10 protein-coding genes and 1 pseudogene are annotated in these 14,101 nt (G+C 62.3%); 4 read left to right on the plus strand and 7 right to left on the minus strand.

Going from position 1 to position 14,101, the window contains the following annotated elements; translation table 11 throughout:
- Window positions 1-146 precede the first annotated feature (146 nt).
- A complete protein-coding gene (locus ACEUKI_RS06110; protein WP_080784571.1) occupies window positions 147-1,742 on the plus strand; it encodes an aminopeptidase P family protein in 1,596 nt (531 codons plus the stop codon).
- A gap of 48 nt (window positions 1,743-1,790) precedes the next feature.
- A complete protein-coding gene (locus ACEUKI_RS06115; RefSeq protein ID WP_080784569.1) occupies window positions 1,791-2,312 on the plus strand; it encodes an NUDIX domain-containing protein in 522 nt (173 codons plus the stop codon).
- Between the two features lie 49 nt (window positions 2,313-2,361).
- Here ACEUKI_RS06115 and ACEUKI_RS06120 read toward each other — a convergent pair whose 3' ends face one another.
- From ACEUKI_RS06120 to nagB, 6 genes are all read right to left on the minus strand, one after another.
- On the minus strand, window positions 2,362-4,071 hold the full coding sequence (locus ACEUKI_RS06120; protein WP_115770574.1) for an ABC transporter ATP-binding protein: 1,710 nt from the start codon (window positions 4,069-4,071) through the stop codon (window positions 2,362-2,364).
- Between the two features lie 3 nt (window positions 4,072-4,074).
- Window positions 4,075-5,244, minus strand: a complete 1,170-nt coding sequence (locus ACEUKI_RS06125) for an ABC transporter permease (RefSeq protein WP_144169853.1) — start codon at window positions 5,242-5,244, stop codon at window positions 4,075-4,077.
- Between the two features lies 1 nt (window position 5,245).
- Window positions 5,246-6,337, minus strand: a complete 1,092-nt coding sequence (locus ACEUKI_RS06130; protein ID WP_115770576.1) for an ABC transporter permease — start codon at window positions 6,335-6,337, stop codon at window positions 5,246-5,248.
- Between the two features lie 165 nt (window positions 6,338-6,502).
- Window positions 6,503-8,137: an ABC transporter substrate-binding protein gene (locus ACEUKI_RS06135; protein ID WP_144169852.1), complete on the minus strand. Its 1,635-nt coding sequence runs from the start codon at window positions 8,135-8,137 to the stop codon at window positions 6,503-6,505.
- Between the two features lie 281 nt (window positions 8,138-8,418).
- On the minus strand, window positions 8,419-9,696 hold the full coding sequence (locus ACEUKI_RS06140; protein WP_144169851.1) for an N-acetylglucosamine-6-phosphate deacetylase: 1,278 nt from the start codon (window positions 9,694-9,696) through the stop codon (window positions 8,419-8,421).
- A gap of 167 nt (window positions 9,697-9,863) precedes the next feature.
- Complete coding sequence (gene nagB, locus ACEUKI_RS06145; RefSeq protein ID WP_144169850.1) at window positions 9,864-10,676, minus strand: glucosamine-6-phosphate deaminase; 813 nt, start codon at window positions 10,674-10,676, stop codon at window positions 9,864-9,866.
- 337 nt (window positions 10,677-11,013) lie between these two features.
- Here nagB and ACEUKI_RS06150 point away from each other — a divergent pair, with 337 nt between their 5' ends.
- Window positions 11,014-12,138, plus strand: a complete 1,125-nt coding sequence (locus ACEUKI_RS06150; RefSeq protein ID WP_080784554.1) for an ROK family transcriptional regulator — start codon at window positions 11,014-11,016, stop codon at window positions 12,136-12,138.
- A 137-nt stretch (window positions 12,139-12,275) separates the two neighbouring features.
- Here ACEUKI_RS06150 and ACEUKI_RS06155 read toward each other — a convergent pair.
- Window positions 12,276-12,521 (minus strand): annotated as a pseudogene (locus ACEUKI_RS06155) (ROK family protein); the annotation flags it as partial.
- A gap of 344 nt (window positions 12,522-12,865) precedes the next feature.
- Here ACEUKI_RS06155 and ACEUKI_RS06160 point away from each other — a divergent pair.
- Complete coding sequence (locus ACEUKI_RS06160; RefSeq protein ID WP_115770070.1) at window positions 12,866-14,080, plus strand: ROK family transcriptional regulator; 1,215 nt, start codon at window positions 12,866-12,868, stop codon at window positions 14,078-14,080.
- The last annotated feature ends 21 nt before the right edge of the window (window positions 14,081-14,101 follow it).

Raw genomic sequence — 14,101 nt, forward strand, 5'->3', positions numbered from 1 at the left:
ACTCGCCATATGGGCATGTCCAGAAGACCGTCCAAATTCCGTACTCGGTTTTACCGCCAGCCGTCAATCGTGGCACATCGCATAAAGCCGACTAATATGAGGTGGGAATCGATGATTCGACAACAACTACATACAGGAGAGTGGCAATGGGTGAAGTGATCACCGCCAAGGACAAGGAATATGAGGCCGAAGAGCGCGTTACTGCGCCGGGCGCGAACCAGTCGATGAGCGACCGTGTGAACAACCGCTCGCTGCGCCCGCAGTCGGCTGCATTCAAGGAGTTCATGAAGTCCGGCTGGGCCGATGATGATCCGGAGATCAAGCCTCTCGAATCCTCCAAGTTCACGCCAGCCCGCCTTGAGGCGCTGGGCAAGGCCTTCCCGGGCGAACGTCTGGTCATTCCGGCCGGCCAGCCGAAGGTGCGCAACAATGATTGCGATTACATGTTCCGTCCGGACACCACGTTCGCCTACTACACCGGTCTGGGTTCCGATTACGAAGCCGGTGCCGTGCTGGTGTTGAACCCGGTCGATCCGGACTCCCCCGAGGCCGCCGCCGGCAAGACGCACACTCCGGAACTGTTCGTGGCGCCGCGCGCCGACAATTCCACCGAGGACTTCTTCATGTCCGCCCACTACGGCGAATACTGGGTTGGCCCGCGTGCTGGCCTCAAGGAGATGCAGGCGATGACCGGCATCGAAACCCACGACATCGCCCAGCTGGCCGACGCCCTGTCCAAGGACGTGGGCGCCGAAGCCGGCGCCGTACGCGTGCGCGTGGTCAGCGAAACCGACCCGCAAATCACTTCGATGGTTGAATCCATCCGCGAGGCCAACGGTTTCGCCGATCCGGACAAGAACTCCGCATCCGACGACAAGCTGCACGAGTTCGCCGCCGAGGCACGCATGGTCAAGGACGGCTACGAAATCAACGAAATGCGCAAGGCCGTGGACGCCACCAAGCATGGCTTCGACCGTCTGCTCTCCGCACTGCCGGCCGCGCTCGACAAGCCGCGCTCCGAACGTATCCTCGAAGGCGCGTTCAACGCCGTGTCCCGTGAACTGGGCAACGCCGTCGGTTACGACTCCATCGTGGCCTCCGGCCCCCACGCCCCGATTCTGCACTGGATGCGCAACACCGGTGTGGTGAAGACCGGCGACATGCTGCTGGTGGATGCCGGCGTTGAGGTCGATTCCCTGTACACGGCCGACATCACCCGTACCTTCCCGACCAACGGCAAGTTCACCGACTTCCAGAAGCGTCTGTACCAGGCCGTGCTCGACTCGCAGCAGGCCGGTTTCGAAGCCGCCAAGCCGGGTGCCACCTACTCCGACATCCACCACGCCTGCATGCGTGTGATCGCCGAGCGTCTGCACGATTGGGGTCTGCTGCCGGTGAGCGTCGAGGAGTCGCTGTCTCCGCAAGGCCAGCAGCACCGCCGTTGGCTCGCCTGCGGCGTGGCCCACCACCTGGGTCTTGATGTGCATGATTGCGCGCAGGCCCGTTTCGAGTCCTATCAGGGCGCGCCGATTCGCCCGGGCATGATCTTCACGATCGAGCCCGGCCTGTACTTCCGCGAGGATGATCTGCTGATTCCGCCGGAATACCGCGGCATCGGCATCCGCATCGAGGACGACGTGCTCATGACCGAGAACGGCCCCGAATGGATTTCCGCCGGCATCCCGAAGCAGATCGACGACGTCGAAGCCTGGATGGCCGAGCAGGCTGCCCAGGCGAAGTAACCTAAGCTCCCTCTGATGAGGGAGCTTCTTTTCTACTAAAGAGGCAATGTGTCCACTCCGGAATTTGTGTTGGAATTGCGTAAGAAGATCGGCCATGATCTGTTGTGGCTCAATGGCGTGACCGGTTGTGTACTGAACGAACATGGTCAACTGCTGTTGGGTCGTCGTTCGGACACGGGCGAATGGGCGATGGTCTACGGCATCAACGAGCCGGGCGAACAGCCGGCGGACACGGTGGTGCGCGAAATCAAGGAGGAGACGGGCATCGATGCCATCGTCACCGATTTAGTGGCCGTCACCTCGTCAAACAAGGTGCTGACCTACGTCAATGGCGACAACACCATGTACATGGATCATTCGTTCCTGTGTGCCCTGAAACCCGGCGGCAATGCCGAGCCATTCGTGGGCGACGAGGAAAGCCTCAGCGTCGGCTGGTTCGATCTGGATGACCTGCCCACTCCCCTAGCGGCCAGCACGAGCGAGCGGCTGGAGCTGTTCCATACTTACATCGAGAACAAAAAGCACGGCGACGCCCACGCCCTGTTCCAGTTCGATGGGCAGCAGTACTAGCGGATATAAAGTTAGCTCCCTCTGACGAGGGAGCTCCAATGCTATGCGATTACGCCTCTTGGGCTAGGAGCTCGTGGAGGTAGGCGCGGTGCTGCTGCTGTTCGCGCGGGTCGGGCACGGGCAGGGAGGCCAGCAGCTTCTTGGTGTACGGGTTCTCCGGGTGCTGCATAATCTGGTCGGCATCGCCGTGCTCCACGATCTGGCCCTTATGCATCACCATGATGCGGTCGGCGAGCATATCGACCACCGCCAAATCATGGGTGATGAACAGGCACGCGAAGCCGATTTCCGCCTGCAGTCGCTTGAACAGCTCCAACACCTTGGCCTGCACCGACACGTCCAATGCAGAAGTCGGCTCATCGGCAATCAGCAGCGACGGCTTCAACGCCAAACCACGCGCCAAAGACGCCCTCTGGCGCTGGCCGCCGGACAGCTCATGCGGGAAACGGTTCATGTAGGCGCGCGGCAGCTGGACCATCTCCAGCAGGTCGCCCACATAGTTCTTGGCCTCGGCCACGGAACCGTACTTGTGGTGCACGAGCAGCGGCTCGGCCACATTCTCCGCGATGGTCATCAGCGGGTTGAACGAGGAGCCCGGATCCTGGAACACGAAACCAATGTCCGCGCGCTTGGGCTTGAAGTCACGCTCCTTGACGCCGTTCATCTCGATGCCAAGCACGTTCAGGGAGCCGCCGGACACCTTCTGCAGGCCGGCGATGGCACGGCCGGTGGTGGACTTGCCGGAACCGGACTCGCCCACCAAGCCCAGCACTTCGGAGCGGTGGATGGTGAAGTTCGCGCCGTCCACGGCCTTGAAGTCGGACTGCATGAGATGGCCCGGGTACGTGATGGTCAGGTTCTTGGCCTCGACGGCGATCGGCTGTTCGCGCCAATCGGCCTTGCGCTCGATCGGCTTGCCCTCGCGGTCGCGCACGACCAGCTTCTGACCGATGCACGGCACGGCACCCAGCAGTCGCTTGGTGTAGTCGTCCTTCGGATGGTAGAAGATCTGCTCCACGTCGCCCTGCTCGACCACGTGGCCGCGGTACATGACGACCACCTGGTCGGCGATGTCCGCGATCACGCCCATGTTGTGGGTGATGATGAGCACGGAGGCGTCGAACTCGTCACGGGCGAGGCGCAGCAGGTCGAGAATTTCGGCCTGCACGGTCACGTCGAGGGCAGTGGTGGGCTCGTCGGCCAGAATCAGGCCGGGGTTCAGCACCAACGCCATGGCGATGACGATGCGCTGCTTCTGGCCGCCGGAGAACTGGTGCGGGTAGTAGTCCACGCGGGTTTCGGCATCCGGGATGCCGACCTTCTTCAGGATGTCGATGGCCTTGGCGCGCAGTTCCTTCTTGTCCTTCATGCCGTGGGCGCGCAGGCCCTCTTCAATCTGCCAGCCGATGGTGTACACCGGGTTCAGCACCGAATTGGGCTCCTGGAACACCATCGCGGCCTCGGAACCACGCACTTCGCGCAGCTGTTCGCCGCTCAGGGAGAGCACGTCCAGCGAATCGGAGCCATCGCGCTTGGACAGGTAGACGGCACCGGAGGTGGTGGCCGTCTCCGGCAGCAGCTTGATGATGGAGCGCGCGGTCACGGACTTGCCGGAACCGGATTCGCCGACCACGCCGACCACGGTCTTGCGCGGAATGGTGAAGTTCACGTCCTCGACGGCCTTGATGGAGCCGGCGTCGGTCATGAAGGAGACGGACAGGTCCTTGATATCGGCGAGATTCTTGTTGTCTTCGCTCATCTCTCACTCCTTGCCTTCCGGCTTGCCCTCGCCAGTCCATTCAGAGGCGACGATGGTCGGGTCATGGTCGGTGACGGTGGCCGGCGGGTCGACGTTCGCGTCGAGTTCGGCGATCACCTCGTTGCGTGCGGACGGCTTCTCGTTTGGGTCGACGGACGTGTCTTCGATCGATCCGACCACTTCGCCGGCGGACTTGCGGGCGCGCAGACGCGGGTCGGCCAGATCGTTGAGCGATTCGCCCACGAGCGTGATGCCGAGCACGATAAGCACGATGGCGATGCCCGGGAACACGGCGGTCCACCAGATGCCGGCGGTCACGTCGGAAACCGAACGGTTCAGGTCGTACCCCCATTCGGCGGCGGCGGTCGGCTCGATGCCGAAGCCGAGGAAGCCCAGGCCGGCGAGGGTCAGGATGGCTTCGGACGAGTTCAGCGTCAGGATCACCGGCAGCGTGCGGGTGGAGTTCTTGAACAGGTGCTTGGTCATGATGCGCCAGGTGGAGGCGCCGACCACGCGCGCGGACTCGACATACGCGGATTCCTTGATGCGGATCACTTCGGCGCGAATTGTGCGGAAATACTGCGGGATGTACACCACGGTGATGGAGATGCCGGAGGCCAGGATGCCGCTCCACAGGCCGGACTGGCCGTGGGAGATCATGATGGCCATCAGAATGGCGAGCAGCAGCGAGGGGAAGGAGTAGACGGCGTCGGCGATCATCACCAGGATGCGGTCCACCCAGCCACCGTAGTAGCCGGACACCAGGCCGAGCAGCACGCCGGCGAAGATGGAGAGCAGCACGGCCACGACGATGGCGATGACGGCGGTGCGGGCACCCCACACCACACGGGAGAACACATCGAATCCGGCGGCGGTGGTGCCCCAGATGTGTTCGGCGGAGGGCGCGGCCTGCGCCGGGAAGGACGTGCCGTCGGCGGCCTTGATCTGGGCGTGGCCGTAGGGGGCGATCAGCGGGGCGAAGAGGGCCGCGAGCAGGAAGAACGCGGTGATCGCGAGACCGGTGATCAGCATGCCCTTCTGCCAGCCGACCGCCACGCGCAGTTCCTTGATGATTGGAATCTTGGTCCAGAACGGCGTCTTGGTGCTGACGTTGAGCTTGGTGAGGCGGTCGTCACCGGGAACGGTGATCTTGTCTTGGGATGTGGTGGTCATCTCAGTACCTCACTCTCGGGTCGATAAGCGCGGCGATGACGTCGACGAGGAAGTTGACGACGGCCACAATGATGGCGATAAGGATCACGATGCCCTGCACGGCCACGAAGTCACGGGCCTTCAGGTACTGGGACAGCATGAAGCCCAAGCCCTTCCATTCGAAGGTGGTTTCGGTCAGGACCGCGCCGGCGAGCATCAGGGCGATCTGCATGCCCATGACGGTGATGATCGGGATCAGGGCCGGCCGCCAGGCGTGCTTGTTGAGCAGGCGCTTTTCGGAGACGCCGCGCGAGCGGGCGGCCTCGACGTAGCCGGAATTGTAGGTGGAGATGACGTTGGTGCGTACCAGACGGATGAACACGCCGGCGGTCAGGAGGCCTAGGGCGACGGCCGGCAGCACGGCATGGCGCAGCACGTCGACGAGCACGTTCATGTCGCCGAGCTGGATGGCGTCGATGACGTAGAAGCCGGTCGGCGAGACCAGACGGGTGAACTGCATTTCGGAGTTCAGGTCGGAGCGGCCGGAGGCGGGCAGGATGTTGAGCCAGACGGCGAAGATGAGCTTCAGGACCAGGCCGAGGAAGAACACCGGGGTGGCGTAGCACAGGATGGCGAAGGTGCGGATGCCGGCGTCGGCGGCACGGTCGCGCTTGCGGGCGGCGAGTCGGCCCAGGCCGATGCCGACGATCAGCGCCACGATCAGGGCGAGGAAGGCCAGTTCGAATGTGGCGGCGCCGTAGTGCGTAAGGATGCTGATCACCGGCTGGTTATCGGTCAGTGTCGTGCCGAGGTCGCCGTGCAGCAGACCGCCAAGATAGTCGACGTATTGCACGATCAGCGGGCGGTCATAGCCGGCCGCGTGGATGCGCTGCTGGAGTTCGGCGGGTGTCAGGCGGCCGCCCAGGGCGGCGGAAATCGGATCGCCGGTGGCGCGCATCACGAAGAACACGATGGTGACCAGAATGAAAACGGTGGGGATAATGAGAAGGAACCTCGTCAGCACGAAGCGGAAGAAACTACCTGACAGTCGGTTCTTCTTCGTCTTGGCTTTCGCCGGAGTGGTGCTGGAGGTCGCTGTGGCGCTGTCTGACACGCGATGCTCCTTGGTGTTGGTAATCGGTATATAAAGCAATAAAGGCTCCCCTCTCCGAGGGGAGCTGGCGGCGAAGCCGACTGAGGGGAGTCATACGAGTTGGGCTCCCCTCAGTCTGCCGTCGGCAGACAGCTCCCCCACTCAAAGAGGGGAGCTCATGCTGGATCAGCCCTTGGTGACGGAGGCGTAGCGGAAGCGGAAGGAAGCGTCGAGAGTGACACCCTTCACGGAGGTGCCGGTGACGGCGACCTGGGCACCCTGCAGCAGCGGGATGGTGGAGAGGTCTTCGGTCTCGAGCTTCTGGACCTGCTTGAGGATGTCCTCACGGGCGGTGGCATCCTTCTCGCCGGCCTGCTTGACGATCAGGTCGTTGACTTCCTTGTTGGAGTAGCCGTTGTTCACGAAGTTGCCGTCGCGGAAGAACGGGGACAGGTAGTTGTCCGGGTCGGAGTAGTCCGGGAACCAGCCGAGCTGGTAGACCGGGTACACACCGTCGGAATCGTCGGTGACCACGCGGTCCTTGGAGTACTGGGTCCATTCGGTGGACTGCAGGTCGACCTTGAACAGGCCGCCTTCCTCAAGCTGGGACTTCAAGGCCGCGTACTCGTCGGCGGAGGCGGAGCCATAGTGGTCGCTGTTGTACTGGAGCTTGAGGTCGACCGGGGTGGTGACGCCGGCGTCGGCGAGGACCTTCTTGGCCTTCTCGGTGCTCGGCTTGCCGTTGCCGTCGCCGTAGGCGGACTTCAGCGTGTCATCGTGACCGGTCAGGCCGTCCGGGATGAAGGAGTACATCGGGGTGTAGGTGCCCTTGTAGACCTTGGTGGAGAGGTCTTCGCGGTCGATGAGGTTGGCGACGGCCTGGCGCACGGCCTTGGCCTTGTTGGCGTCGGCGTCGGGCTGGGATTCGCCGTAGGGCTGAATCTTGAAGTTGAAGGCGATGAAGCGCTCCTCACCGCCCGGGCCCTTGACGACCTTGACCTTGGAGTCCTTGGAGAGGTCCTCGATGTCGGTCGGGCTCAGGGAGCGATAGGCCACGTCGACCTGGCCCTGCTGGACGGCCATCTTGAGGTTGGAGGCGTCGGCGAAGTACTTGACCTGCACGGCGGAGTTCTTGGCCGGGGTCAGGCCCTTGTAGGAGTCGTTCTTAGCGTAGGCGGCGGACTCGTTGATCTTGAAGGCGGTCAGCGTGTACGGGCCGGCGAAGGCCTTTTTGGAGACGATGGTGTCGGCGTCGGTGAGCTTGTCGGCGTCGAAGGTATCCTCATCGACGATCGGGCCGGCGGGGCTGGACATGACCTGCTTCAGAGTCACGTCGAAAGGCACGGAATCCTTGAACACCACGGTGGTGTCGTCCTTAGCGGTCACGGATTCGACGTTGGCGAGCAGGGAGCTCGGGCCGTTCGAGTCGTTGATCTTCTTGATGCGGTCGTAGGAGAACTTGACGTCGGAAGCGGTCAGGTCGTTGCCGTTGGCAAACTTCAGGCCGTCCTTGAGCTTGACGGTGAACTCGGTGCCGTCATCGTTCCAGGTACCGTCATCGGCGGCGATGTCCGGGCTCAGTTCGGAGGTGTTGTAGTCTTGGGCGTACAGGAACGGGAACACCTGGATCTGTACGGCGTAGGAGCCGTTGTCGTAGGAGCCGGCGGGGTCCAGGCTGGTGATCTTATCGGTGGTGCCGATGGTGATGGCGTTGCCGGAATCGCCTGCAGCGGTGGTGTCATCCTTCACACCGCCGCAGGCGGCCAGGGATGCGATGGCGACCACGGAGACGGCGGCGGCCAGAATCTTCTTGGAATTCAACAGGAATCCTCTCTCTCATAACTCGTTTCCACGTCATCACTGCGGGCGTGGATTACCGCCTGACTATGGTGCGGATGTGTTACCCCTGCGTTTCCACAGCCATCGACTTATGTTTCGCTTGTGGCGACCATGGCCGGTTTTATGCGGTATCGAGCAGTATTACGGATTCTTGTATTACGACGTGAATAACGTTCAAATGGTGAGATGAACATGCTATCATGTCACCATTTGAACATGTTTGTAGACGAATGCTTTCCATTCGTCAACCGGTCGGCCTACTGCTACTTGAGCTTGCGGCCCGCGCACCACACCTGTTCGACCGTCCAATCGGTCGGATCGGCAAGGTTGAAATCGGCGGCGAAGCCGGGGGCGATGAGGCCGATAGGCGCCCCGGTGACCGGGTTCGGCCGGTCGAAGCCGAACGCCTCGGCCGGCGTCAGAGTGGCCGCCTCGACCGCGTCCACCGGGCTAAAGCCCAGTTCGCACACCGCACGGCGCACGGCGACCTCCAGCAGCAGAGTGGAGCCGGCGATGGCGCTGTTGGAGACCAAGCGCGCATGCCCGTCGACCACGTTCACGTCCAGTGCACCCAACTTGTAGGCACCGTCCGGGCAGTCGGTCGCGGCCATTGCATCGGTTACGAAGGCCGTACGATGAGGCGCGAACCGGAAGGAGAGGCTCACCATCGGATCCTGCACGTGAAATCCGTCGTTGATGAGCTCGATGGTGACGCGAGGATCCTCCACCGCGGCCGGAATCGGACCGGGCTCGCAGTGGTGCAGGCCGTTCATCGCGTTGAACATGTGGGTCATGATGCCCGCGCCCGCGTCGAAGCCGGCTTTGGCGGTCTCGTAGTCGGCGTCGCAGTGGCCCACGGCCGGCACCACGCCGGCAGCGGCGAACTGGCGGATGGCGGAGATGCCGTGGGGTAGTTCGGGGGCGATGGTGATCTGGCGGATGCAGCCAATCTTGCCGTTCGCCGCGCCTGAAGCCTCAAGCATGTCGTCGACGATGTCGGGTACCGGATCCTTGAGACATTCCGGGTCATGTGCGCCCTTGCGGGCCAGAGCCAGGAACGGACCTTCCAGATGGCAGCCTAGGATGTCGGGGCGGCCGGACTCCATCTTGGCGCGGACGGTGCGGATGTTCCGACAGATCACGTCCACGGGATTGGTGATCAGCGAGAGCACCTGGCGCGTGGTGCCGTGCACGGCGTGTCCGGCCCGCGCCACGTCGATGCCATCCGACCCGTCATCGAAGCTCTTCTCCCATGCGCCGTGCGCGTGGATGTCCACGTAGCCGGGGGTCAGAATACGGCCTTCGGCGTCGATGACCGCGTTGCGATCGGCCGGATCGAGCTCCACCGTGCGGCAGTAGTGCTCGAAGGCCTCCTCCCCCGTGCCGGCCGCCACGATGACGCCGGCGGCATCGGAGACGACCCAATATCCGCGCCGTTCGCCGCACGCATCCGCCTTGCGCGCGTTGCGAATCGCCACCGGAGCCGGCTTGCCCTCCAGTGCCGCGGTCACGCGCGAGACTATCTCGTTCCTATCAGACATGTTGTTCTCCTTACCGCTCATGCGCTCCCGCCAGCGAGAGCTGGCTCGCGAAGCGAGACTGAGGGTGGTCCAATCGGGAAGCAATACACATATGCCGCCGCTGATAACCACCCTCAGTCTCATTACATTCGACAGCTCCCGCCAGCGAGAGCCAGCACACGATTGACTCAGATGCCCTGCCAGGCCGGCTTGTGGGTGTAGGCGTAACGGTAGTAGTCCTTGTGGCGCAGACGAGAAACGGCTTCCTCATCCACGATAATCGTGGCGTGCGGGTGCATCTGCAGCGCGGAAGCCGGGCAGAACGCGGACACGCCGCCTTCCACCGTCTCCTCGATGGCTTCGGCCTTGCCGGCACCGAACGCCAGCAGCACGAGGTGACGGGCCTTCATGATCGTGCCAATACCCTGCGTGATGCAGTGGGTGGGCACTTGGTTGATGTCGTTGTCGAAGAAGCGCGCGTTGTCGATGCGGGTCTGTTCGGCCAAGGTCTTGACGCGAGTGCCGGAGGCCAGCGAGGAACCGGGCTCGTTGAAGCCGACGTGGCCGTCGGTGCCGATGCCGAGGATCTGCACGTCAATGCCGCCAGCGGCTTCGATGGCACGATCATAGGCCGGGCCGGCCAGCGCGACCTTGTCGCCGTCTTCAAGCGGAGTGCCGTTGAGTACGTCGCCGGGCACATGAACCTTGGCCGGGTCCAGGCCGAGCGGTTCGACCACAGTGCGATGGATGGTCGCATGGTAGGACTCCGGATGGGTCAGCGGCAGTCCGATGTATTCGTCGAGCGCGAAACCACGCACACCCGAAACGTCAATGGCCTCGTCCTTGACGATCTTGGCGAGCGCCTGATAGGCGGCCAGCGGGCTGGAGCCAGTGGCCAGGCCCAGCACGGCGTCCGGCTTTGCTTTGATCAGGCCCGCCACGCAACGGCCGTAGATCTCGCCGGCCTCGGCTTCGTCCTTGACAATGATGATTTCCGGCATCGGTTTCCTCCAGTTCCGTGCGGCCCGCCCGATGCGAGTCGCTGTACCGCCGCCCGTCTTGCGGATAATGACAACATCCTTGTCACGTCCGGGTGCCGCGCGGCGTTCCAACCACCGTTCGGCGTAGCGCCGATTGGTGATTCGCTATTTGTTAATGATACTAACAATTTTGGACCTTATGAACACTCACGGTGTTTCCTGACGCTTCACACAGGTACACTGGAATTTATTAGTGAAGTTTCATAACAGTTTCAACGACGAAATTGCGCTTCACCGTCTAAGCTGTGTATGGAACAACAATCGCCGTCCACTCGCTCACCATCAGGCAGGAGGAAACATGTCATATCTCGGTCTCAACACAACGACCGCCGACCATGCGGCCAAGGCTTCCCTCGCCGATGTGCGCCGCAAGAACCGCCAACTTATCTTCAGGTTGTTGTTCCCCACCAACCAGTATTCGCGCGCCGAGCTCGGCCGACGCACCGGATTGAGCCGCGTGGCCGTTTCCGATGTGGTCGGTCAGATGCTGGAGGAAGGATTGCTGCGCGAGACCGGTCAGGCACCCAGCGGCGGCAAAGGCAAACGAGGCACACTGCTGAGCATCGATATCGATCGACTGCGCATCATCAGCATCGACCTGACGCAGGAGCACCTGCTGCACGGCGCAGTCACCAATCTGCTCGGCCAGCCGCTGCGTCACGCCGAAGTCACCCTGAACACCGGCTCATTCGTTTCCGTGGATGTGATCATCGAGCTCATTGAGAAGATGCTGGGCATGTCCGACGGCGAGGTCATCGGCATCGGAGTCGCCTCCCCCGGCGTGGTAGACAACGGCGTGGCCCGCTCCTCCACGATGCGCGGCTGGAACAATCTCGACCTGTCCACGCCAATCGCCGAACATTTCGGACTTGAAGTAAACGTCAGCAACGACGCCACCGCAGCCATGCTCACCGAACGTTTCTTTGGCCAAGGCGGGCCGAATATGCTTTTCGCGCGCATCGAAAGAGGCATCGGTTCGGCGATTCTGCTTTCGGACACGCCGGTAATCGGCGAACTGCACGCGGCTGGCGAGATCGGCCATATTTCCATCGATCTTGACGGGCCGCTGTGCCCTTGCGGCAAGCACGGTTGCCTGGAGACGATGATTTCCGGAACCGCATTGAAGAAGCAACTCAGCGCGGCAGACGTGGAGCAGCATCAGGGTATCCTTGCTCGGGCGGGCCGCTATCTTGGCCAAGCCCTGGCCATGCCTGTGGGCCTTTTGGATATGGCAGACGTATGCGTCTATGGCCAGCCGAACATCATCAACGCGACGTTCATTGACGCGGCCCAGCAATACCTGGATGCCGCCACATCCTCGTCCTTCCACAAACACACGGTGATTCGGCGCTGCGAATGCGGACCCGACATCACCGTACAGGGCGAGGCCATCGCCGTGGTCTTCCAACACTTGGCCAAATAAAAGCCGGTCACCCCGGCAACGAAACGCGCAAGACCAAGCGCGGCACAGCACAACATAAAGCGATATAGGACTGCGTGGAAGATGGGCCCCGGAGACGAATCTGAGGCCCCATCTTCCATGTCCCGCACTATGCCAGGCTACGCCGCCATGGCGGCACCGATGGCTCCGACTGGTTGGCCGACGGGTGCCAGACGCAGCCGGGCCGGCAGGCCCAGCGTTTCGAGGAATCGGCATTGCGATTCGCGCCGGCGCAGCTCAGCCGTGATCACCTCGACCAATGGTTCGCCGGTTTTGGCCATGTCGCCGCCCAAGACAATCAGTCGCGGGTCAACGGATTGGGCCAAAATCTGGATAGTGTCGCCGATGGCGCGCACTACCATGTCTGGCGGGAATACGGGCGGAACCCAATACCGTGCCCATTGCGTCAACCAGCACAGCTTCGATTTTTGTTCCACCCACGTCAACACCGATTTTGAGATTGTTCATAGTGTTTTCAGACATCAGTCCTCCCCTGTTCTCCATCGAACGTTTCGCTTGATATCAGTGTACATCCGACTATTGACAACTATCCTAACAAATTCCCCCAAGACGACACTCACATGCACGACACGCCGAATGACATATTGATTGCGACAATCAATTAACAGCGTTAATATCTTAATCAAGTTCAGATTCAAAGACGAGCGGAACGACTCGCAGCGGTGCAGACAAGGAGGACTTAAGACCGATGGCAACAAACACCACCCATGCCACTTCCCAGGCCAGTGTCTCCGAATCCAACCGCTCCCGCATCGTCAAGCACCTGTATCACAACGGCATCATCTCCCGCGCGCAAATCGCCAAGGCACTGGAACTCACCCCAGCGGCCATCACCAAAATCACCGCACGCCTTATCGAGGCCGGCATGATTGAAGAGACCGGCGATTTGGAAGGTTCCAAGAACCGCCGTTCCATCGGTCTCAAACTCGACACCACGCGGTTCCGCATCATCGGCATCAAATTCGCCCGCTCGCAGGTGCAGATCGGCGTGTTCGACCTGTGCGGCAACACCCTGAGCTCTGAAAACCTGCCCACGGTCTACGACAACACCATCGACGACACCATTGCCATCATCCACCAGCGCGTCGAACAGCTGCTCGACAACGACCCGTCCATCGTGGCCATCGGCATGGCCGTGCCCGGACCCTACCTGCGCAACGTGGGCCGCACCGCCGTGGTCTCCAGCATGCAGGGCTGGCGCAAAATCAACTTCATCGACGAATTCGCCACCGCCTTCCGCGTGCCTGTGTTCATCGAACAGGACGCCCGCGCCGGCGCCCTCGCACATTATCTCTTCGACCCGTCGGTGCACGCCGACGGCAACCTCGCCTATTATCTGGTCGGCGAAGGCGTGGGCCTCGGCGTCATCGACAACGGTCACCTCATCAACGGCTTCCTCGGTGCCGCCACCGAAATCGGCCACATCTCCATCGACGTCAACGGCCGGCCCTGCGACTGCGGCAACATCGGCTGCCTCGAACGCTACTGCTCCACCCCCGCCATCCACGACATGCTCATCGAAAGCGGCACCGTGGTCCCCGACGCGGCCGACATGACCCACGCCGAGGCCGCCCGCGCCCTGTTTACCAAGGCCAGCGTCGGCGACGAAGACGCGGCTTCCATGGTCCGCGAAATCGGCCGGTACGTCGGCTACGGATGCGTCACCATCTTCAACGGATACAATCCCGAGCACATCATCATCGGCGACATCGTGGCCGAAGCCGGCCCGATGCTGCTCGATGAGGTGCGCGCCACGGTGGCCGAACGCGCCATCCCCGAGATCAACGCCGCCACCTCCATCACCCTGTCCACCCTGCCGACCGACGCCGCCGTTTCCGGCGCCGCGGCAGTGGCCGTCACCCAATTTTTGGAGCACCCCTCGGTGTTCTTCGACGTCTCCTGACCGGGGCGCCGAGTGAGATTT

Source organism: Bifidobacterium sp. 2450 (assembly GCF_041900695.1).
GTDB classification, from domain to species: Bacteria; Actinomycetota; Actinomycetes; order Actinomycetales; family Bifidobacteriaceae; genus Bifidobacterium; species Bifidobacterium longum.

Bases quoted from the DNA above. Each gene is read 5' to 3' on its own strand.
- ACEUKI_RS06110 (WP_080784571.1), top strand. From the start codon at position 147: ATGGGTGAAGTGATCACCGCCAAGGACAAGGAATATGAGGCCGAAGAG.
- ACEUKI_RS06120 (WP_115770574.1), bottom strand. From the start codon at position 4,071: ATGAGCGAAGACAACAAGAATCTCGCCGATATCAAGGACCTGTCCGTC.
- ACEUKI_RS06125 (WP_144169853.1), bottom strand. From the start codon at position 5,244: ATGACCACCACATCCCAAGACAAGATCACCGTTCCCGGTGACGACCGC.
- ACEUKI_RS06140 (WP_144169851.1), bottom strand. From the start codon at position 9,696: ATGTCTGATAGGAACGAGATAGTCTCGCGCGTGACCGCGGCACTGGAG.
- nagB (WP_144169850.1), bottom strand. From the start codon at position 10,676: ATGCCGGAAATCATCATTGTCAAGGACGAAGCCGAGGCCGGCGAGATC.
- ACEUKI_RS06150 (WP_080784554.1), top strand. From the start codon at position 11,014: ATGTCATATCTCGGTCTCAACACAACGACCGCCGACCATGCGGCCAAG.
- ACEUKI_RS06160 (WP_115770070.1), top strand. From the start codon at position 12,866: ATGGCAACAAACACCACCCATGCCACTTCCCAGGCCAGTGTCTCCGAA.